Raw genomic sequence first — 21,711 nt, 5'->3', positions numbered from 1 at the left:
TATATTATCTTGTTATATTATTTTCATTTAACACTTATGTGATAAAATTAGCCTTTTAAAAGGAAATGTATGAATGATTTTAAAAGATTAAACGAGTTAAATAAAGAGCTTAAAAGCAAGCTAAATTCCCTTTATAAAGACTATGATAACGAGCTTGTAAAAAGAGGACTTGAGATAGCTAAATTTCAAGGAAGCCAGAGTGAAAAAACAGCTATCTTAAGACGAATTGTAGATCTTAAGGTTGATCCTTTGATAAATGAGCTTAAAAAGCTTGGACGAAATGAAGAAGAGATCCTTGAAATTCGCGAAAAGATGTATGACTACACAAGAGAAATTCATGAAAATTTGCATACTGAACTTATAGAAAAGATAAAAGAAGAGCAAATTTTAGACGAGTTTTATCTTGAGCTTATTAATGGCGTACATAACGTCGGAGTAGTGATAAACGATATGCAAAAGTCGTGGCAGGCTCATATAATAGACGGGATAAATAAAGAATTTGAGACTAAATTTAAGGATATGAACGAGGCGCGAGATTTTATATCGCAAAACGGGCTTTTTCAGCTTGATACCAACGGCGAAGTTTGCGATAGGACTTACGGTGCAGTCGTTAAAAACGTCGAAAAATTTGAGTTTAAGCCTTATGCGGCAGTGTTTGAAAGTGACATTAATAGGCTTGAGAGCAAATTTGACGAGATGATCGCCGCTCTTAAAAAAATAGCTACCAACGAGGAGCAAAGCGCTTATATAAACTATTTTATAAAGCTTAAAGAGGCGTTTTGCCAAAGAGAAAATTCCAAAGTAATCTCTGCATGGCAAGAGGCGGAGATAGCATGGATGGACGTGCGCTCGCCTCTTCAAGTCGGACATCCGCTTGAATACTATGAGGATGCTTATACCCATGCAGTCGCGCTTGAATGGGATATCAGGCTTGCTGAAGTAAGTGAATTTAACGAGGATAAATTTAAGCAAGATATAAAAGATAGCTTTGAAAAAATTTACAAACAAGTAGTTGCTAATAGCCTGAAAATGCATGAATTGGTGCTTTCAAACATAAATAAAACTCAGCTTTATATCTCAAATCCTATGATTTATTACGGTGCCGAGCTTAACGGACTATTTTCGGCGCAAGTCGTTCCAAATGACGAATTCGTAAGCAAAAAATGCGGTAAGAAAATTTTTGCTTTTGTAAATCACGTCTATGAAAGCGCTAAAGCAAGACCGTTCATGAGCCTTTCAAGCGAAATTTTTGATAAAGATTTTTTAAATTTCGGAAGAGAAATTTTGTTTACCAAGCCTGAAGTTTGGAGAAGAGTTTATGAAATTTCAACGATCGGACATGAATTCGGACACGTGCTTTTTGTTAGCGAAGATAGCGAAAAAGAGATGAATACTGGTGGCGTGTTTAAATTTATAGAAGAGTATAAGGCAACAACCGGCGGGCTTGTGAATTTCTTTTTGCACGAAGAAGAAATGTATAAGCTGCCCGTATTTCACGAGCTCATAGCGCGCTGCGTGGGGCTTATAGCTTGGCGTGAGGTTGATGACGTCAGGGCGTATTATTGCGAAGGACTTATCCATCTTAGCTTGCTTTTTAAAGCGGGTGTGCTTGGCTTTAAAGATGAGAAATTAAGCGTGAATTTTAGCTTGCAAAGCTACGAGAAATTCAAAGAAATTTGTATGAAAAACTATGAGGATTTAGCAACTCATTATGTTAAAAAGGCTGAAGCGGGCGAGTTTTTGGCTAAATTTTGCGAACCTGACGGACAAAGCTATCTGCCAAAAGATGAAAATGTAAGAGAATTTGTAAAATTTTACTTTGATTTGTACCAAAAAATCGGCAATGAGATCGATAATAGCGGCGAGTGGGAAAGATGGCAAGAAAGAGCGAACGAAATATACAAAAAGGAGTGTGTGTGATAGAGGCTATGGGAGAACCGCGCATAAAAGTAGTCGCGCTACCAAAGGATACAAACTCTGCGGGCAATATATTTGGCGGTTGGATAATGAGTCAAATCGACCTTGCGGGAGCTACGGCTGCTCGTGAGGTAGCGCCTGAGAGAGTTGTGACGATATCTATGCAAGAGGTTATTTTTAAAGAGCCTGTTTTTATCGGTGATGTGGTTAGCTGCTACGCTAAAATTCTTGCAGTGGGAAAGACATCGATAAAAACGCAGATAGAAGTAACGGCTCAAAGGCTAAATAAAGACGGCTTTCGTGAGTGCATACACGTAACAAGCGCGATCGCAACCTATGTAAGCGTGACAAAAGACGGAGTTAAAAAGCCGATTGATGAAGAGTTAAAGAGGCTGCACGGGTTTTAAATTTACAGCTAATTTTAATATGCATTTTTGTAATATTTCTTTATATCTTGAATTATATAAAGGAGATATTATGAAAAAAATAAGCTTAGTTTTTCTACTTATTTTAGGGCTTTTAAGCCTAAATGCAAGCGAATTTAGAAGCGTAAAAGATATGGCTGGAAATGAGGTAAAAATTCCTGCCGTAACTAAAAAAATCGCCGCTCTTTGGCACGCAAACAACCAGATGATCCTAACGGTAGGCGGTGCGGACAAGATCATAGCAACTACCGACAAAATCAAGCAAAACAAGTGGTTTGCCCACATCTATAAGCCTATCGCGCAAATTCCCGCTTCACTAAACGGCAACGATATCCAGATAGAAGAGCTCGTAAAACTAGCTCCTGATGCTATCATCGTTTCAAACAAAAACTACCGCGAAGAGCTGGTAAAGCATGGATTTAACGTATTTTACGCACTTTTTACAAACTATGACGATATGAAAAAAAGCGTGATGATGACTGCTGAGATAATCGGCGATGAAGCAGTTAAAAAAGCTAAAGAGTTTAACGACTATTTTGACGCAAATTTTAAGCTAGTAAATGATATCACGAGTAAGATTTCAGCTACCGATCGTCCAAAAGTGCTTCACATACTAAACGGCACAAATTTGTTAAAAGTTGATGGCAAAAAGACTATCATAAACGAGTGGATCGAGCTTGCAGGCGGAGTTAACGCTATTAAAAAAGAGGGCAACATGATAGAAATAACTGCTGAAGAGATCATCAAAGCAGATCCTGATGTGATCATCGTTGGAGGGGTTAAAAACGAGCAGGCGGTTGAAAAAATCTATAAAGACGTAGTATTTTCAGGTCTAAAAGCGGTTAAAGATAAGCGAGTTTATGGAAATCCAAGCGGAGTTTTTAGCTGGGATAGATACGGCTCAGAAGGTGCTCTTCAGATACTTTGGGCGGCTAAAACCTTGCATCCTGAGAAGTTTCAAAATATCGACATAATGGCTGAAACGAAGAAATTTTATAAGAAATTTATGGACTACGAACTAAGCGACGAGGAGTTTGGCTACATCTTAAAAGGGCTAAGTCCTGAGGGCAAATAGTTCAAATTTAACCTAATTTATAAAAATGAGAAGCTTATGCGAGAATTTGGTTACGAAAAGCCGGCTTTTAAATATTTCATAATCGGCGGAGCTATTTTAGCGGTAGTGCTATCTTGTATGACTTCTTTATTTTATAGCTCTGAAAATTTAAATTTATTGAATTTTTATTTTGGTTTGAACAAAAATTTATTATTGTTTGCTCTATTTTTTACTCCTTCTATCGTGTCGTTTTTATATTTGAAATTTACTCATTTTAAAACGGATATAAAAGTTTTTTATAATCTTTTCATAATGCCTTTTGGCGAGCTTATGATAGTCGTTTTACTCTGCTTTGTATTGAATGAAAGAAGTATGGTGTATGACTTTGCATGGCTTTTTGCACTACTTGCACTGCCTATGTTTGCTGTTAGTGTTTTTCAAATTCGATTTGCTAAATTTGCTTTAAAAGGCTAGCCGTGAATTTAAATATTACGAAAAAGCGAACTTCTTTTAAATTTACTCTCATCTTGCTTGTCGCACTTACTTTTATAACGGCTATTTTAGCACTTGGTATAGGTAGATTTAGCGTAGGCTTTAGCGATGTGGCGCGTTCTATGCTGGCTTTGCTTGGATTTGAGCTTGAGATACCTCAAAATATTTACAACGTCGTTACGCAAATTCGCCTTCCTCGCATCATTGCGGCGATTTTAGTAGGAGCTGCGCTCGGAGTAAGCGGCACCGCGTATCAAGGAGTTTTTAGAAACCAGCTTGTAAGCCCCGATCTACTTGGTGTCTCGGCTGGCGCTTGCGTAGGTGCAGCCAGTGCGATACTACTTGATTTTTCACTGCTTGGTATTCAGGCTATGGCGTTTGTCTGTGGGCTGATCGCCGTTGGCATGACGCTAAGCATACCAAAGCTTATGGGTCGAGCAAGCACCTTGATGCTCGTGCTTTCAGGCGTTATCGTAAGCGGGCTCATGATGTCGATAATCGGCTTTTTAAAATACATCGCAGATCCAGAAACTAAGCTAGCCGACATCGTTTATTGGCAGCTTGGAAGCCTGGCTAAGGTAGATGTGTCAAATTTATACGTGCTTGCTCCTGTCATGGTAGTTTGCGTGATCTTGCTCATGCTTATGAGCTGGCGGATAAATTTGCTCTCGCTTGGCGATCTTGGCGCGGCTAGGCTTGGTGTAAATGTCGCACTTGAGCGAGGCATCATCATAGTTTGCGCGACGTTGCTTACCGCAAGTAGCGTTTGCATAAGCGGTATAGTGGCTTGGATAGGGCTTTTGATGCCTCATCTTGCGCGCATGCTAGTAGGTGCCGATAACTCAAGAAGCATACCGGCAAGCATATTTATGAGCGCAATTTTTTTGGTTATCGTTGATACTTTGGCTCGCACGATGAGTGTTAGCGAAGTGCCGCTTGGCGTGCTTACGGGCTTTATCGGCACTACCTTTTTTATCTGGGTGCTTTTTAAAAACAAAAGGGTTGTTTGATGCTTGAGATAATCGATCTAAATTTTGCCTATCCAAACGGTGCAGGGCGTCTTAAAAACGTAAATTTAAGCCTTAAAAAAGGTGAAATTTTAACCGTGCTTGGTAAAAATGGTGCTGGCAAATCAACTATGCTTGGTCTCATGAGTGGCGCTCTTAAGCCAAATTCGGGCAAGGTTATGCTCAATGGACGAAACGTGCTTGATATGAGCAACAAAGAGCGAGCCAAGTTCATGGCGTATGTGGCGCAAAGCGAGGTTTGCGAGTACGAATACAGCGCACTTGAATACATCACAATGGGGCGGGCGGCTCATCTTGGAATTTTTGCTAAGCCTGCAAAAGAGGACTACGAAACGGCTAAAAAATATATCCAAATGCTTGGTATCGGTCATCTTGAGAGCAAATTTATAACTCAAATGAGCGGAGGAGAAAAACAGATGAGTTCTATTGCTAGAGCTCTTACGGCCGAGCCTGAACTCATCATATTTGATGAGCCTACGTCAGCGCTTGATTTTGGCAACCAGTATAAGTTTTTAAAGATGGCAAAATGGCTACTTGAAAAGGGTTACACGATAATCCTAACCACGCATAATCCCGACTTTGCTATCTTGCTTGGCGGAGTTGTTGCCCTTGTGAAAAACGGCGGAGAGGTCGAGTGCGGGTGTGTAAATAAGATAATCAAAAGCGAAAATTTAAGCCGGCTTTACGATACTGCGCTTGATGTGAGCTTTGTTGAGAGCGTAAAGCGAAGTTGTTGCTTAACTTATCCGCTTTAAATTTAAAAGCCAAATTCTAGCAGTTTAAAGCTCTTTTTAAGTCTTAAATATACAAATTTTGCTGTCTTTTTAGATAAAGATGTAAAATCGGTGCTAGAAGTATATTTTTAGGTTTTATGTTTTCTGTGAAATTTAAGATGGTTTGCGAGTTTTCTTCCTTGAAAATTTCGATCCAGGTTCCCTTTATACTCTCATTTTCTATCTTAAGCTCAAGCCTTTCGTGAGGCTTAAAAAGAGTGATTTTAAAATTTGTTCAGCGAGAGTTTTTTGAAATTTCTACAAAGTGAGTTTCATCTAAAATTTTAGTCTCTTTTAGATCGCTGCGCCACGCACACTCTTTAAAAGAGGTGACAACTTGCCCAAACTCTTTTGATATCGCAGTTTATCTTTGAGGTGGTAGTGCAAGTTGCCATCTTTCATCCTAAAATTAATCCATATCGTCAAGCAACTCTTCGTTTGACTTAACGACTACTCCTGAGCCATGCACTACGCTTGGAATGCAAGCAGCGCAAATTTCAACTTCTTGACCGTTTTTGTGGGCATGGATAAATACGGCGTTTGAGTTTTCTTCGCTGGTTATTCCGCAGACGTTACACACATACATTCCGTTTATTTTCATTATAAATCCTTTTTGAAATTTTGCTTATTTTAACTTGAAATTTAAAAAGCCAAGATGACTTAAGTCAATTCAAATTGTAGCAAATTTAAAGATGAATTTGCTCTTTTTGAAAGAAAAAGTGCGAAAAGTAAATCACAAAGAAAATTTGCAAAAACAGCCCGACAAGCGGTATCAAACAAAGCAGATAAAATATAAGAGCGGTAAATTTATACTCGTATCCTCCCATGTCAAGCAGAGCTATCTCAAAGCGATTTTTACTAAGCGTGTTTGAGCCGATATCGATAAATAAAAGCGAATAGTAAAGATAAAAAAACGGCACGTTTATGATGAATAAATTTAAGACCGGCACAAATAAAAGCGGGAGGCTTATGAGAAAAAGCAGGCTAAATTTGCCTATCGCAATTGCCATAAGTTTTAGTGATCTGGCTAGTGATATGGTTTCAAATTTGGGCAGTTTGTAGTGCCTTTTGTTTATCTCGTCAGTTACTACCGGAGTTAAAAACCCGGCCACGATGAGCGCTATAAAAACCGAAAGTATAAGCACGAAAAATGTACCTGTAAGATAAAAGAGAGCAGAAACTACCCACTTCGTAACGCCGTATGATAAAATCGCGGTGATATAAGGATGAGCACTTTCGTCTAAAAAGCTAAAATCCCCGCTTGCGGCACCCATGCTTAAGGCTGTGTAAATTTCCTTGCCGCCAAATATCATAAGCGCACCTAAAATGATAATGCTAAGCACAAGCGGCAGTGTCGAAAGGATAAGAAATTTAGCCGTTAAAAAGTCCTTAACGGCGAGGTTAAAATTCTTTATCATTTTACTTTTTTATACCCTGTTTCAAGGGCTTCATATATCTCGTCTATGCCGTTTAAATTTAGCTTTAAAATTTCGCTCATGACGACATTATCTTCCTTGCCGTTCCAGACTTTTTTGTAAGTGCCGTCTTTATAACCGTTGTTTTGGCGGAAGCGATTGAGCACGTTTTTGCCGATGTAGCATTCATATAGCGAGTGTAAATTTACGCCGCATTTTAGGCTCATCGCAAAATACACTTTAAGCAGGTCAAACAGCTGAAATTCAAATCCGCTTGATTTGTGTATGAGCATCTCTATATCGTTCATCACTTCATAAATGCTTTCGTCTTCGATATTGTAAGCGTCTTTACAAAATTCGTTAAATCCGCTTGAAGCGCAGATATCTTCGCTTAGCTTAGTTATATCTCCTAAATTTTTTATCTTGTATTGTTCAAGCATAAGGCTCATCAAGAAGTGCCATATATCAACAACTTCAACGCGTAAATTTTCTTTGTTCGTAGGCGCGTTTATGTCTTTCCAGTGCTTCCATGCAAAACTGTCTATGAGCTCGGCGCACTCCATATATATGCAGCGTCTCCAGTTTATAAGCTTGCCGTTTTTATTTATGCCTTCTTCCCAGCCTATGCCGTTGGTTTCGTCGTTTAAAATTTGCTGTAAATTTAGCATTTGAGTTATCATCTCTTGCGCATTCATAAGAATTTCCTTATTTTCAAATTGCGAGATTATAACTAAAATTTAATAACAGCTACATTGCAAAATGCTAAATTTAGACTAAACGTATAGTTTGAAGCTATCAAGTTGCTCGATTAAATTATCAAACAGCTTTTTGGAAGTTTCAAGCAGGTTTAAGTCAGCTTTGTTTTGCTTTAGCAGTTCGTCAAATAGCCTTAGAGTGCCTTCGCTGACGAAATTTTTGTGATTTATATCTTTGATGGTAGGAAGCTCTTTTTTAAGGCTGTTTGCAAGGTTTGTGAGTTTGGTAAATGCAGGAGTTTCGCCCGCTTTTACATTTTTCATAAACTCGTCTATTTTAGGAGCAATACTTTCAAGCGCCTTGGCTAGCTCTTTTTTATCGTTTTCATCAAGCCCGTTTCCGACATAAGAAAAGCTATATCCATACTCGTGCGTTAGCGTTAAAGAGCGACTTTGTGCGTTTGAGGAGCGAGAGCTTTCGTATTCAACGCTTTTATTGTCGTACATCGAAAATTTGATCTCATCTCCGCTGCTAGTTTTAAAGCTAAAGTCGAAATTGTTGAAATTCGCGTAACTTGAATTAATCTGCATAAAAATCCTTTTTGTTTTTTAAATCGTCAAATCTCAACCAAACTTAATAGCGATTTTTGTAAAATTAAACAAAAAAGGCTTAAAATGTGCTGCTTTGGAGCGAGAGTTTTTGCACTTATTGCGATAACTTGTCTGAGTTTTATCCTGCATAAATTCTATCCGCAAATTCCGGTTATCGCTTATTATCTACTGCTTGCAAATTTGCTTGCGTTTGTTATGTTTGCGCTATTTTTTAAAGATCTTTTGCCTAAATTTGTAAAGCCTTCCGCGATTCATTATTTTTCGCTAATCGGCGGCGTTTTAGCCGGACTGGCTGCGACTTTAGTATTTAAAAAATTTGATGGAAATTTCTTAAAAATTGAGCTTGTTTTACTTGCTTTTTGGATATTGATCGTATCTTACATAACGCTAAATTTCACTCAAGTTTCGGCATTTTTTGCGGGATTTTTAAGCTAATGGATGAGAGAATTTTAAAATTTATAAGTAGGATGCACCTGCTTAGCCTTGCGGTGATAAGCGATGCTAAACCCTACGCAGCAAGCTGTTTTTATGCCTTTGATAGAGAGAATTTTAGCCTTATCGTAGCCGGAGATGATAAAACTACGCACATAAAAGCACTTGAAATTTCAAGTGAAGTTGCAGGCACCATTGCACTTGATACGAAGATAGTGGGCAATATAAAAGGCGTGCAATTTAAGGGTGTGATGAGTAAAGCAAGCGAAGATGAGCGCAAAATTTATTTCAAGCGATTTCCTTATGCACTTGCTATGAATCCGCAAATTTACGCTATAAATTTAAACTGGATAAAATTTACCAACAACGCACTTGGCTTTGGCAAGAAGATAGAGTGGAGTAGGGTGTAGTAGTAGCTTGATGGCTTAAATTTCTGCTTTTTAATTTTAGAATTTAAAGCTATAAATTTGATCTTAAATTTTGCCTAGATAAAGACTAAATTTGCTAGAGTTTATCTAGCAAATTTAAGTTTCTTAAGTGCGAAATCTGCTTAAATTTTGATTTAGATTTTCCGTCATTTTATTCAGATGAGCCGCCGATGATGCTATCTCTTCTACGCTTTTTGCGTTTTGGGATGAGATTAAATCTATGTTTGTTATGCTTTTTACCATCGCTTCAAGTCCGCCCGCAGTCTTTATGTAGTGTTGCGTAGCTACTTTGCTAAGCGACATTGTATCGCTCATAAGTTCGTTCATGTGCGATATCTTTTCTTCTATTCCGCTTGAAATTTTTATCAAATTTTGAGCTTTGTCGGCATTTTCGCTGATATGCTCGCTTGAATCCGATATGCCCTGAACTATGACATTTATGGTAGCGTTTATCTCGGTTAGACTCTTTTGAGTTCGCTCGGCTAGTTTTCTAACCTCATCTGCGACAACCGCAAAACCTCGCCCGTGTTCTCCCGCTCTGGCTGCTTCTATAGCGGCATTTAGTGCGAGTGAATTTGTCTGATCGGCGATATCGTTAATGACATTTAGGATTTCTCTTACGTTTTCTGTATCTTTTGAGAGAGTTTGCATGCCCTGAGCCATCTCAATCTCGGTTTGAGCATTGATATTTATGTGGTGGCTAAGCTCTAGTACCGAGCTTGCAACCTCGCTGATATAAGATGCGGTTTTTTCTAAATTTTGCCTGCTTGTTTTCGCCTCTTCAAGAGAGTCTTTGATCTCTGCGCCTATGTCTTTAGCCATCTTTGTAGTTTCGTTTATAATCTGGGTTGAATTATCAACTCTTTTGCCTGTCTCAATCGATGTAGAAGATAGCTCTTGGGCTATGGATGAATTTTCGTTTGATAGCTCTTTGGCTTTTTCTATAACGGCTCTAAATTCGCTCGTAAGATCATTTATGGATATTGAAATTTGAGCTATCTCATCACGTCCTTTTGTCTGCAATTTTGTCGTGAGATCTCCTCTGCCTGATTTGATTTCGCTTGACATTTTATGCAAAATTTCAGAGATATTCCTCATTGGCTTGATTATGATTTTGTTTAATACACCAAGAACTAGCAAGATAAATACCGCCGTAAATATCGCACAAACCCCTATAAAAGCAAGGCTGTTTTTTGAATTCGTATCGTTTAAGACGCTTCTTGTTTTTTCTAACTCTTCTTGAAGATCATCTACGTAAATTCCGCTTCCCATCATCCAGTTGTATGGCGCAAAAACCATTGAGTAAGCCAGCTTTTCAAGCGGTGGCTCCCCCTCTTTTTTAGGAAAGAAATACCCAACGAAATCTCCTCCCTTTTTGGCGTTGTCTAAAAGTTCTTGAACGTAAAATACGCCGTTGCTATCTTTGTTTTGCGTGAGGTTCTTACCGCTCAGCGAAGGAGCTCCGGGCACTATGACGACGGTTCCATCTTGTTCGTATAAAAATATATATCCTGTTTTATTTTCAAGAAATCTAATGCGATCGACGGTTTTAATTATTTCGGCTTTTATCTCGCTATCGCTTAAGTTTTTTTGTTTGCCGTCGTTATAAATTTCATGCATAATCTTATTTATCGTATGAACCGTATCTTTTAGCCAATCTCTCTTAGCCTGCATCATGTCGTTATATGATTTTGAGTAAAAAACGATGTCAAATCTGATGAAAATTTAGCATTTAACACCGACAAAACCGTGCTAATAATAGCCATTGATACAACAAATAGCATCATTATTTTTGTTGAAATTTTCATGAAATTTTCTTTTAATAATGAATATTAAATATTAAGTTAATTCTAACTCTTTATTTCTTAATTAACTGTAAATTTTTACTAAATTTGATTTAAAAATAATTTTTAAAAATTAAATATAAATTTAAAATAAATTTTAAAAAATATACAGTATGAAATAAATATAACCCGTATTTTAGGGTTCAAGAATAATACGATAAAAGATGGTAAAAATAATATAATAGCAACAGCCTAACTCTTTTTTTATTTATCTGCTATAATTAGGAATCACGTAAAATTTGATATTTGTTATAAAAAGGGTATTTATGAAATTTAGTGTATTTAATAAACTAAGCGTAGCGATTGCTACTACTTTGATAGCAATTGCCATTAGTATCGTGCTTATCATACAGCTTGTTGCTGTTCCGAAGGTGCAAAAAGAGAGTCTGAACCTCATAAACGAGATAGGTAGATCGACAATCGGCGATATCGCTCTATCTTTAAAAAATATCGAAGGGGTGACGACAAATCTTGCAAAAGCCGTCGAAAAACTCCCTCATGATATAGATACATTTAAACTAGTCGGAGAAAATGTAATAAACAATGACGGAAATTTAGCTATAGCAGGAGGAGGAATTTGGCCTGAGCCATATAAATTTAGCCCTAGCGAGAAAAAACGAAGCTTTTTCTGGGTTAGAAACGGAAATAAGCTGGATTATGACGAGGGCTATAATAGCGATCAGACTCCGGATTATCATAATGATGACTGGTATAAAGATGTGGTAAACGTTAGGCAAAACAAATGCACATGGTCAAGCGCTTATCAAGACCCTGTCTCAAAAGTAAATATGGTAACTTGTAGTGTTGCTTATTTTAAAAACTCGAATTTTGAGGGTGTGGTTACTGTTGATTACTCATTGGTCGGCATAGAGGATTTTTTAGCTAAGCAGGGGTATTTAACAAGCGGAACTGAGTCTAAAATAGCCTATCTTTTTATGCTTGATAGCGACAATAATGTCTTGTATTTTCCAAATTTAGCGGATAAAGAGCTGATAAATTTTGATACGCTAGCTAGTAAATTTAAATTTTTAGAGCAGATAAAACCACATGTATTAAATTTGCAAGATATCGCGAATGTCTCGGTTAATAATGACGAGATACTAAAAAATAAAAGCAGTATAACGCTTTTAAAAATGCAAGAAACAGGCTGGACGCTTGGTCTTGTAACTCCACAAGAAAATATCACTGCATTGGCGACTGACATAATGACATCTATACTATCTATCGTATTTCCAATCATTGTAGTATGTTTAGTTCTTATCTGGTTTTATACAAAAAATCAGCTAAAACCGCTTAGCGTTATCGAAAAAGGTCTTGAGGAATTTTTCAAATTTATCAATCATAAAACAGACAAGGTTGAGACTATAGGCATAAAATCCAAAGATGAATTTGGCGCTATGTCCGATATGATTAATGATAATATCAAAACCATTGAGGCGGGAATTAGGCAGGATGCGGTCTTTACGGAGGATGTTTCTAAGATCGTTAAAGAGGTTAAGAGCGGACTTTTAGGAGGGCTTATCAAAGCCAATGCAAACGATCCAAAATTAGACGAGCTGAAATCGCTTCTTAACGCTATGCTGGAAGGACTTGCTAAAAATATAAACCGCATAGTAGATACCCTTAATACATATAGCACTAACGACTTTACAAAAAGATTAGATAGTAGCGAGTTAGTCGGCGACACAAAAGAGATGATAGATAAAATCAACCATCTTGGAGACGAAATTTCAAAAATGCTTAGCTCTAATCTTAATCAATCTGATCTATTGCAGCAAAAATCAAATACTCTTAAAGAGTATGTCGATACTCTAAATAAAAGTGCAAGATCGCAAGCAAACAGCCTGCAAGAGAGTGCAGCCGCGGTAGAGCAGATGAGCTCGTCAATGTCTGCAATATCTCAAAAGACACAAGATGTAATAAGACAAAGCGAAGATATAAAAAATATCATCGTTATCATCCGTGACATCGCCGATCAGACAAATTTACTCGCACTAAATGCAGCCATAGAAGCGGCCAGAGCAGGAGAGCACGGAAGAGGCTTTGCGGTTGTTGCAGATGAGGTTAGAAAGCTAGCCGAGCGAACTCAAAAGAGTCTTGGCGAGATAGAGGCAAATACAAATGTGCTAGCTCAAGGCATAAACGAGATGAGTGAGAGTATAAAAGAGCAAACCGATGCTATAAATCAGATAAATGAAGCCGTTGTAAATGTGGATAACTTGACAAAACAAAATGTCGAGATAGTGAACAACACAAACTCTATCACTATCGAAGTTGAAAATATGTCTAAACACATTCTTGCCGATGTAAAGAAAAATAAATTTTAACTATCATCTTTAACTTACCTTGCCTAAATTTATATGCAAGGTAAGTTAGCTAACATAGATTCTTTCAAATAAGATAACCATAATTAGAAAAAATTGTTTAAATATACAAACCATATTTAAAAGAGTGTATGACTAAAATTTCAAGTTTTGAGGTATAAAGATAAAGGGATTAAAAAGAAAATGGTGGTTAGAGGCAGAATCGAATTATTGAGTATTTCTTAAAGTTTATAATGTTGTATATAGCCCTAAAATACAAGGTATTATGTTTATATTAATTTATAATAATTGCTAAAAATGCTTAAATAAATGGCACCCAATATGGCACCCATTTTAAATTGTATATCTGTGTGTTTTATTTCGACATGCAGATTTTAAATCTGTATGTTTATATTTTTTAAAGGCTCTGTTAAAATAAAGTATTGATTATAAGATTTTCAAGTTTAAAAAATGAAATTGAATATCATATTGTCTGAAATTGCTAATCTGAAATAAGCATATTGTATCTGTTTATAATCATTGACAACTATAAAATGCATTGATATGCTTCTAAGTATAAATATATAGCCATTTCAAATAACATAATTTTTTATATTTAAAAATAGCTTTCATTGTATTTTATTACATATATTTTTATAATATAACCGTATTACATCACATATTAAATTTTAAGCATAAATTTTTAAATAAAATACTATATCATAAACGTTCATAGACGTTGACAATTTAAAATTTTCATGCTACCATGCCTTAATATTGTCTACACTTATAGACGATTACATAAAAGGATAAAAATGTTAAATTTAATAGAGCAGTATCAAGATAGATTTCTTAAGAATTTTAATACGACATACAAGCGTTATTTATATAGTGAAATTGATTTTAGCGAAAAGCTTATCGGTGTAGTAGGAGCCCGTGGCACAGGTAAGACCACAATGCTTTTTCAAAGGCTACTTGAATTAAAAGCTCAAAACAAAAAAGCTCTATACATAAGTCTTGACTATCCGTTTTTAGGCTCTACTAGCCTCAGTGAACTTGCCTTTGAGTTTGTAGACAGCGGCGGAGAATATCTTTTGTTGGATGAAGTACATAAATACGAAGATTTTGCTGCACACTTAAAAACCATATACGACATGAGTCCTTTGAGCGTAATTTTTACGGGTTCTTCAGCAGTAAGCATACTAAATGCAAAGAGTGATTTATCGCGTAGAGTTAGTGTATTTAGTCTAGAAGGTCTTAGTCTTAGAGAGTTTTTAGAGCTTGAAAGCGGTATGACAATAGATAAATTTAGTTTAGAAACTATACTAAAAGATCATCAGGTAATCGCGAATGACTTAAAAATAAAGCTAAATCAATTTAAAAAATATCTAAAATTTGGCTATTATCCATTTTACTTTAATAAACAAAGTTCATACTATGAAAGTTTGTTAAATACTATTAACCTAAGCATAGATGTCGATCTAACATCTTTAGGACTGGTTGAGCAAAAATATACTTATAAGCTTAAAAAACTGCTTGAAGTAGTTTGCCAAAGCGAGCCATTTGAAGTGAACTATACTAAAATCGCAGCTCTTGCTGAGATAAGTAGAGCTAAACTATATGATTATATTGCCTATTTAAACGATGCAAGATTAGTCAATATGATAGATGAGCAAAGCAGAGGACTTAGTAAGTTAGTAAAACCTGCAAAAATATATATGAATAACACAAATTTAATTTATGCTTACGGCAATGATTGTAAGGTAGGCACTATAAGAGAAACTTTTTTTGCTAATCAACTAAAAGTAAAACATAGACTAAATATCCCAAAACAAGGAGACTTTATCGTAGATGACAAATTTATATTTGAAGTTGGTGGGAAAAATAAAGGATTTGATCAGATAAAGGATATTGCAAACTCATATATAGCTACCGATGAGATAGAGGTTGGAAGCGGTAATAAGATACCGCTTTGGCTGTTTGGATTATTGTATTAGGTGTTAAAATGGCGATTAATAAACATGATTACGAAAAAGTCGAAACTTGCTTATTTATACATAAAGCAAGACCAAATGTATTTTTGCTGAGAAAAGTTATAAATGGCAAATACTTTACGAAAGTACTTATTTTGGATTTGCGTGGCGGATGGAGCAAACGAGAGTATAAGAATGAAGCCAAAAAAGAGCTTGTAAAGTGGTTTGAAAATATAAATAAGCAAGCAAAAGGTCTAAAATTTAAAGACACTACCATAGTCAATGATCTATTTGAGATATGGAAAAGCAAAAAGGATAGCAGCAAAAAGTCAGTCGCTAGTGATATTGCATTATTTACAAGATGGTATTGGTAAAGAGATTGTTGTAGACGTTATAGCTGCACAGATAGATGAAATCATATATAATTTAATGCATGTAGGAAAATTTAATCAAGCAATAGGAAAAATACAAATATCGTCAAAACGCACCGCATATGACAACACAAGACGAATTTTGGGAGAAATGTTTGATATAGCACTGAGAAATCAGCTAATAGCAGTAAACCCTTGCAGCTTACTTACGAAAGTAACTTCACAAACAAAAAAAATGATAATAAAAGATGCAGTTGACAAATTCTATAAGCTAAAAATGGCGATTATGGAACTATATAAAGATGATCCTTTTTGGAGAGGATTTTTCCTGTTTTGTTTGTATGGTCGCAGAAAAGGCGAAGTAACTAGTCTTAAGTGGGAAAACGTTGATTTGCAAAATGATGTATATTATCTGCTGGATACTAAAAATGGAAATGACTATAAAAAGCCGCTTCCGCAACTCGTAAAAGAGGCTATTTTGCAAATACCAGCCGATAAACACGGTCTTGTATTTGGAAATCCTAAAACCGGCGAACCTATTCAGAATACAGATAGACAAAAGGCTAAACTTGATAAATTTGTAGGTTTTGATGACTTTAAATTGCATGGGACAAGACATATAAGCAGTTCTGCGCTTGAGGAATTAGGAGCAAACAGCGATACAATTAAAGATCATTTAACGCACAAAAGAGACGGCGTGACATACAAACACTACGTCACATACGATACTTATAATAATAGTTGCAAGGCACTTGAGATGTTAGACAATATAGGAAAAATCAATGAAAACCATATCGATTGAAGATGTCTTACTGGCTGTTTATGATCCACATAAAGCGTTTGATCAAATAAGGATTGAAATATCTATGCATATTTGCGAGTTTTATATTAATGAAAAATTTTTCATAAGCGCTTTTTATGCTAATCAAGTTATAAATAATGCTAAAGAATATATACTAGATTTATTTAAAAACTTTGCGATAATTGATTTTGATAAAGATAAATTTCTTGATATTATTACTCCAAGCTTAAGCATGGATATGCATACCGGTGTTGTAGAAGTTATACAACATAGCAAAGTTGCAAATGCCGAAAAAATAAATAAGATCAAAGGCTTATTTGACGGAGATATTGAAATATTAAAATTCGCACCCGACTTTAATAATGAAGATATATTTATTCTCGATTTAGCTTTTCATACATTTTTATATATAACCACAAAACTTAATAGTATGTTGTATAGTAAGAATATGGAATTTAAAAAGTTTTTTGATTCGCTTGAAATACTTAAAAAACAAGATTTTCCTTTCAATTATGTAGAGGAAAAGTATAAAGATTGTTTTTCTAAACATTACAATAAGCACATAAAAAATATAAATGAAAGTCTTGATACAATATCAAATTTTAGAAATTTAAAAATTTCTCAACAAATCAAGCGAAACTCATATATAGTAGCACTCAATAGCGCAATAGAGTATACTTTTGATGATAATAATTTATCATAATGCAAGGAAATACTAATTTATCCAAACTAATATTTTTCACAAAATACTTTAGATTTTAGATATAAATTTGTGCTTTTAATTTTTTCATATTTAGTAAGATATCCGCAAATAAAATACAAAGGATATCAGATGGCTAATATTGAAAAAACTAAACGTTGGCTAAGTCCAACAGATGTTGTAGACGAATATGGAATAGCTATAAACACTCAAGCAAAATATCGAATGAAAGGCATAATACCATATGTAAAAATCAACCGTATAATAAGATATGACAGGATGCTGCTTGATGCATGGCTTGAAGCTCATACGGTACCAACTATAACAGAGATTAAAAATGCTAGTTGTTAACGGTTTTAATATTAATTTATGCGGCAGATGTGACTTTCTTACAAAAGAAAAAGCATGTGAAAGGTATCGTCATAATATCCGTGAAAGTAATCAACTAAAAAACATAAGATATTTAAGACATGAACCTAAATTTAATCGATATTGGGTTCGCACGGAGCCTTATGGGGTTATGTCTTTATTGAGTAAAAATAGCAAAGAGTTTAACCATCAAATTTATAGCAATGAAAAACACATAAATGAAGTAGTTGATTATTATTTTGAAAACATTAAAACCGACTATGAAAAGCAAACTTATACTACTAAAAACGGAAATGTTAAGAAAAAATCTTGGCGAAAGGATATGACACCATTTAGTGAGATAGTAGTCAGCTTTGGAAGTGAAAGAAGAAAAGATGCAAAAGAGGGGTTAAGCCAAGCTGAAATTAATGTAATAAACAATCATGATTTTACCCAAGAAATTACTAGATTTATTAACATGTACTCAGCAAAATATAAAGTTGATTGTTTGCTTGTAGCTGAACACAATGATGAAAAGACTAAGCATTTCCAAATTATTTTTACAAACTATGACATGGAAAAACATGCAAATTTGCGTTTTAGTGGCAAAAAAGAAATGTCAAAATTTGGTTCTAGTTTGCAGGATTTATTAGCTCAGGCTTTTTCCGGTATTGCTATACGCGGTGTCAATGGCACCAAGAGTAAGCACAAAACTTTACAAGAAATGCACCAGACCGAGCGAGAGTACAAGCAAGAAAAAGAGTTTGAAAATTCATTAAAAAAGAAAATAAAAAGTTTGATCGGTAAGTTTTTTACCAAAGAAAAACCATTTTTTGGAGAGGAATTTTATAGATTTGAAAAAAAGAATGTCATACCTCTTATGGATACAATTTTTAAAGCAGCAAAGGAAGAATTTGCAGATAAAATTTATCTTTATTCAGATACAAAGCTACATGCAAAAGTCGAGCAATTAACGAAAGAATTGTTAGATCAAGATAAAATTAAAACTCAAAATTTGGCTATTATGAGTGAAAATGACGAGCTTAAAACAGAAAATCAGTCTTTAGAGCAGAATTTGTTAGAAATTCGTAAAACTACTAAAGAACAAGCTATAACAATATCAAATTTGATCCAAAAAACAACCACGCAAGCTACACAATTACAAACACTCTCAGCTCAAAACAAAGAAATGAAAACAATTCTTGAACAAGTAAAAGATAGTGTTGAGCTTATCAATGAATTAGAAACTGAAAGAAAAGATAAAGAGAAAATAAATAAAAATTTAGCCGACGCAACTAAACAAATTAAGAATTTACAATCTGAAGCTAACGACTTAAAAACATGCTTATCAGATACTAAAAATAAATTAAAAATTCAAAATGAAATAAACATAAAATTAAATAACAAAATTATTGAACAAAGTGATCAAATCACAAAGATGCAAAACAGTTTAAATTCTGAAAAAAACACAAATTTAATCCTAGCCACAGAAAACCAAAACTTAAAAATTAAAAACAGTCTTTTAGAAACAACAAAAGAAAACCTAATAAATTTCATTAAAAAAGTAGCCCAAAAATTTAAAATTTCAGACTTAATCAGTGCTTACTTACCTGAGCTTGAAAGTGAAGTCAAACCATCACAATCATATGAGTTGGAATTCTAATTTTTCCGACAATACATGAGAGTTTAACAGTAATTTTTATAGCATTCTTAGCCTAAATAGATATAATTTTCATTTTAGATAGTAATTTAGGCCAACAAATGCACGCATTAGAATTAGAAGACAAATTAGAAGAGTTAACTAAAAATCCAAACCCTGCAGAGTTTATTTATGATTTTTTAGCAATTTTTAGAGTGCCAAAGGCAACCATAACCAAGCTAAAACAAAGTAGTAGTGATAAAGATACAAAGCAGTTTAGAAACAAGCTTTTATTTATTCAGGCTCTAGAAGGCACTATTCTTGAGCGTTATCTTTCCGTAATGGACAATACTCAGACTAGGTTTATTTTTGTGACAGATTTTGTAAATATAAATGCAAAAGACACAAAGACCGGCGATACGCTTAATATAAATTTTAATGAATTGGCTTTGTATTTTGACTTTTTCTTGCCTCTTATGGGTATTGAAAAAGTTGAATACGACAAAGAAAATCCGTTAGATCAAAAGGCGGCTTTACGGTTTTTGCGTGTTTATGATGAATTGATTGCTTTAAATGCAAATGTTGATAATAAAATTTTAAATTTATTTTTGATTAGACTTTTATTTTGTCTATTTGCGGAAGATACCGGCATCTTTGCAAAAGATATTTTTACATCCGATATTAAACGTTTTAGCCAAATGTCAAATGCCGATCTAAATACTCCAATATCGCAAATTTTTGATAAACTTTCTCGTAAAGAGCTTGTAAATGATCCGGCTTGGTTAAAAGCATACCCATATGTCAATGGTAATCTTTTTAAAGATCCGCATACTCATTTAAATTTTAGCTCAAAGGCTAAAAATCTTATCATTGAAGCCGGAACGATGCTAAACTGGTCACAAATCAACCCGGATATTTTAGGTTCCATGCTTCAAACAGCTTCAAATAAAAGAGTAAGGTCAAGCTTAGGTATGCACTATACTAGTGTTGAAAATATTATGAAAGTCATCAGACCGCTATTTTTAGACGAACTAGAAGCCGAAATTGATCGTATTTTGTCATCAAACTTTAAAAATGAAACTAAAATTTTAAATCTAAATTCTTTGCTAGCCAGAATTCGCGATATGAAATTTTTTGATCCGGCTTGCGGATCGGGAAATTTTCTTATCATTGCATATAAAGAGCTTAGGCGACTTGAAATGCGAATTTATGAAGCCAAGATCAAGCTTGATGAAAACTCTACGATGCTATTTTACGATCCTATAGTTTTACTTAGTCAGTTTTACGGTATTGAGATAGATGACTTCGCTCACGAAATAGCAATGCTATCTTTATGGATAAGCGATCACCAGATGAATACCGAGTTAAATAGTAAAATTCCAAATGCATCCCGTCAAACCTTACCTCTTCAAAAAATCGGCGGCATAATTTGTGCTAACGCTTTAAGAGTCGATTGGAATGAAGTTTGCCCTAAAAGTGATGAAGACGAAGTTTTTGTTTTTGGTAATCCTCCGTATTTAGGGGCAAGAAGACAAGATAAAGAGCAAAAAACTGATTTAAAGAACATCATGGGGAATATTTATGGAATAGGCGAGCTTGATTATATTTCTGCTTGGTTTTATTTAGGTGGAAAATATGTAAAAAATTCTAACTCACTTTTGGCTTTTGTTAGCACAAACTCAATTACCCAGGGTGAACAGGTGGCTTATCTATGGAAACCAGTTTTAGAAAATGCTGAAATTAGCTTTGCTTATACCTCTTTTAAATGGCAAAATAGCGCTGCTAATAATGCTGGAGTAACTGTTATTATTATTGGTCTAAAATCACTTAATAAAAAATTTAATAAAACCATATTTATAAATAATGATAGGCTTGAAGCTTTTAATATAAATCCATATTTGGCAAATGCTAAAAATGTGATTGTCAAGTTTGCTTCTGTGCAAATAAATAAAAATTTACCTATAATGTATGGTGGAAATAAGCCAATAGATGGTGGATATTTACTTTTAACTTATAGCGAATACTTAAATGCTATTAAATACTATCCAGAGTTAGCAAAGATATTCAAAAGATATATTGGTTCAGATGAGTTTTTAAATTCTATTCCTAGGTATTGTGTTTGGATTGATGATGAGAATATAGAACAGTTTGCTAATCATGAATTTATTAAACCACGACTTTTAGGAGTAAAGCAAAAACGTTTAAAAAGCAGCGATAAACAAACAAAAAAATATGCAGATAAACCATATTATTTTGTAACAAGAATGACAAGATTGCATTGTAAGTTACCAAGTAAAACAAAAGATGATGCTATAAATATTATTATTCCGCGTGTCTCATCAGAAAATAGAATTTATGTACCTATGGGTATAGTTTATGATGACGAGATAGTCTCAAATGCTTGCGGTGTTATTTACGACGCTCCTGTTTGGCTTTTAGGATTGTTATCATCTCGTATGC

At 34.7% G+C, this 21,711-nt stretch carries 22 protein-coding genes; 16 read left to right on the top strand and 6 right to left on the bottom strand.

Annotated features, from left to right (window positions below; genetic code table 11):
- Positions 1–69 precede the first annotated feature (69 nt).
- The 6 genes from ciaB to CDOM16188_RS02110 all read left to right on the top strand — a co-directional run bounded on the left by ciaB (position 70) and on the right by CDOM16188_RS02110 (position 5,671).
- Positions 70–1,920 (top strand): invasion protein CiaB, encoded by a 1,851-nt coding sequence (gene ciaB / locus CDOM16188_RS02135; RefSeq protein WP_172198024.1) that lies wholly within the window; start codon positions 70–72, stop codon positions 1,918–1,920.
- The gene (locus CDOM16188_RS02130; RefSeq protein ID WP_254064969.1) at positions 1,920–2,324 is read left to right on the top strand and encodes an acyl-CoA thioesterase; all 405 of its coding nucleotides are present in this window, start codon (positions 1,920–1,922) and stop codon (positions 2,322–2,324) included. The genes ciaB and CDOM16188_RS02130 overlap by 1 nt, the downstream gene beginning before the upstream one ends.
- Before the next feature lie 70 nt (positions 2,325–2,394).
- Positions 2,395–3,417, top strand: coding sequence for an ABC transporter substrate-binding protein (locus CDOM16188_RS02125; RefSeq protein WP_172198021.1), 1,023 nt, complete (start codon positions 2,395–2,397; stop codon positions 3,415–3,417).
- 36 nt (positions 3,418–3,453) lie between these two features.
- Positions 3,454–3,870, top strand: a complete 417-nt coding sequence (locus CDOM16188_RS02120) for a hypothetical protein (protein ID WP_172198018.1) — start codon at positions 3,454–3,456, stop codon at positions 3,868–3,870.
- Positions 3,871–3,872: 2 nt separating this feature from the next.
- On the top strand, positions 3,873–4,898 hold the full coding sequence (locus CDOM16188_RS02115; protein WP_367649330.1) for a FecCD family ABC transporter permease: 1,026 nt from the start codon (positions 3,873–3,875) through the stop codon (positions 4,896–4,898).
- Positions 4,898–5,671, top strand: coding sequence for an ABC transporter ATP-binding protein (locus CDOM16188_RS02110; protein ID WP_172198015.1), 774 nt, complete (start codon positions 4,898–4,900; stop codon positions 5,669–5,671). The genes CDOM16188_RS02115 and CDOM16188_RS02110 overlap by 1 nt, the downstream gene beginning before the upstream one ends.
- Before the next feature lie 427 nt (positions 5,672–6,098).
- Here CDOM16188_RS02110 and CDOM16188_RS02105 read toward each other — a convergent pair whose 3' ends face one another.
- The 4 genes from CDOM16188_RS02105 to CDOM16188_RS02090 form a co-directional block, all read right to left on the bottom strand.
- Positions 6,099–6,290, bottom strand: coding sequence for a hypothetical protein (locus tag CDOM16188_RS02105; RefSeq protein WP_169939813.1), 192 nt, complete (start codon positions 6,288–6,290; stop codon positions 6,099–6,101).
- 85 nt (positions 6,291–6,375) lie between these two features.
- Positions 6,376–7,107: an EI24 domain-containing protein gene (locus tag CDOM16188_RS02100; RefSeq protein ID WP_172198012.1), complete on the bottom strand. Its 732-nt coding sequence runs from the start codon at positions 7,105–7,107 to the stop codon at positions 6,376–6,378.
- Positions 7,104–7,799, bottom strand: coding sequence for a dUTP diphosphatase (locus CDOM16188_RS02095; protein ID WP_172198009.1), 696 nt, complete (start codon positions 7,797–7,799; stop codon positions 7,104–7,106). Before CDOM16188_RS02095 ends, CDOM16188_RS02100 begins: the two co-directional genes overlap by 4 nt.
- Positions 7,800–7,877: 78 nt before the next feature.
- Positions 7,878–8,390, bottom strand: a complete 513-nt coding sequence (locus CDOM16188_RS02090) for an ATP/GTP-binding protein (protein ID WP_172198006.1) — start codon at positions 8,388–8,390, stop codon at positions 7,878–7,880.
- Between the two features lie 84 nt (positions 8,391–8,474).
- Here CDOM16188_RS02090 and CDOM16188_RS02085 point away from each other — a divergent pair, with 84 nt between their 5' ends.
- Together CDOM16188_RS02085 and CDOM16188_RS02080 are read left to right on the top strand one after the other, a co-directional pair.
- Entirely contained in the window at positions 8,475–8,846 is a 372-nt protein-coding gene (locus CDOM16188_RS02085; protein WP_172198003.1) for a hypothetical protein, read from the top strand.
- A complete protein-coding gene (locus CDOM16188_RS02080) occupies positions 8,846–9,253 on the top strand; it encodes a hypothetical protein (protein ID WP_172198000.1) in 408 nt (135 codons plus the stop codon). Before CDOM16188_RS02085 ends, CDOM16188_RS02080 begins: the two co-directional genes overlap by 1 nt.
- Positions 9,254–9,376: 123 nt before the next feature.
- Here CDOM16188_RS02080 and CDOM16188_RS02075 read toward each other — a convergent pair whose 3' ends face one another.
- On the bottom strand, positions 9,377–10,945 hold the full coding sequence (locus CDOM16188_RS02075; protein ID WP_172197997.1) for a methyl-accepting chemotaxis protein: 1,569 nt from the start codon (positions 10,943–10,945) through the stop codon (positions 9,377–9,379).
- A complete protein-coding gene (locus CDOM16188_RS11415; RefSeq protein ID WP_301538598.1) occupies positions 10,945–11,079 on the bottom strand; it encodes a hypothetical protein in 135 nt (44 codons plus the stop codon). The genes CDOM16188_RS02075 and CDOM16188_RS11415 overlap by 1 nt, the downstream gene beginning before the upstream one ends.
- Positions 11,080–11,381: 302 nt before the next feature.
- Here CDOM16188_RS11415 and CDOM16188_RS11410 point away from each other — a divergent pair, with 302 nt between their 5' ends.
- The 8 genes from CDOM16188_RS11410 to CDOM16188_RS02035 form a co-directional block, all read left to right on the top strand.
- Entirely contained in the window at positions 11,382–13,442 is a 2,061-nt protein-coding gene (locus tag CDOM16188_RS11410) for a methyl-accepting chemotaxis protein (RefSeq protein ID WP_172197994.1), read from the top strand.
- A 791-nt stretch (positions 13,443–14,233) separates the two neighbouring features.
- Positions 14,234–15,415: an ATP-binding protein gene (locus CDOM16188_RS02065; protein WP_172197991.1), complete on the top strand. Its 1,182-nt coding sequence runs from the start codon at positions 14,234–14,236 to the stop codon at positions 15,413–15,415.
- Between the two features lie 8 nt (positions 15,416–15,423).
- Positions 15,424–15,765 (top strand): hypothetical protein, encoded by a 342-nt coding sequence (locus tag CDOM16188_RS02060; protein ID WP_172197988.1) that lies wholly within the window; start codon positions 15,424–15,426, stop codon positions 15,763–15,765.
- A gap of 283 nt (positions 15,766–16,048) precedes the next feature.
- Positions 16,049–16,564 (top strand): tyrosine-type recombinase/integrase, encoded by a 516-nt coding sequence (locus CDOM16188_RS02055; RefSeq protein ID WP_172197985.1) that lies wholly within the window; start codon positions 16,049–16,051, stop codon positions 16,562–16,564.
- Positions 16,545–17,267: a hypothetical protein gene (locus tag CDOM16188_RS02050; protein WP_172197982.1), complete on the top strand. Its 723-nt coding sequence runs from the start codon at positions 16,545–16,547 to the stop codon at positions 17,265–17,267. The genes CDOM16188_RS02055 and CDOM16188_RS02050 overlap by 20 nt, the downstream gene beginning before the upstream one ends.
- Before the next feature lie 129 nt (positions 17,268–17,396).
- On the top strand, positions 17,397–17,615 hold the full coding sequence (locus tag CDOM16188_RS02045; RefSeq protein WP_172197979.1) for a helix-turn-helix domain-containing protein: 219 nt from the start codon (positions 17,397–17,399) through the stop codon (positions 17,613–17,615).
- Positions 17,602–19,275, top strand: a complete 1,674-nt coding sequence (locus CDOM16188_RS02040) for a hypothetical protein (protein ID WP_172197976.1) — start codon at positions 17,602–17,604, stop codon at positions 19,273–19,275. The genes CDOM16188_RS02045 and CDOM16188_RS02040 overlap by 14 nt, the downstream gene beginning before the upstream one ends.
- Before the next feature lie 98 nt (positions 19,276–19,373).
- Positions 19,374–21,711: class I SAM-dependent DNA methyltransferase (locus CDOM16188_RS02035; RefSeq protein WP_172197974.1), on the top strand; the 2,338-nt coding region annotated here is incomplete at its 3' end.

Source organism: Campylobacter sp. RM16188 (assembly GCF_012978795.1).
Classification (GTDB): Bacteria; Campylobacterota; Campylobacteria; order Campylobacterales; family Campylobacteraceae; genus Campylobacter_A; species Campylobacter_A canis.
Note: the sequence above shows the minus strand (reverse complement) of the source record. Positions and strands in the feature narration are given on the sequence as shown.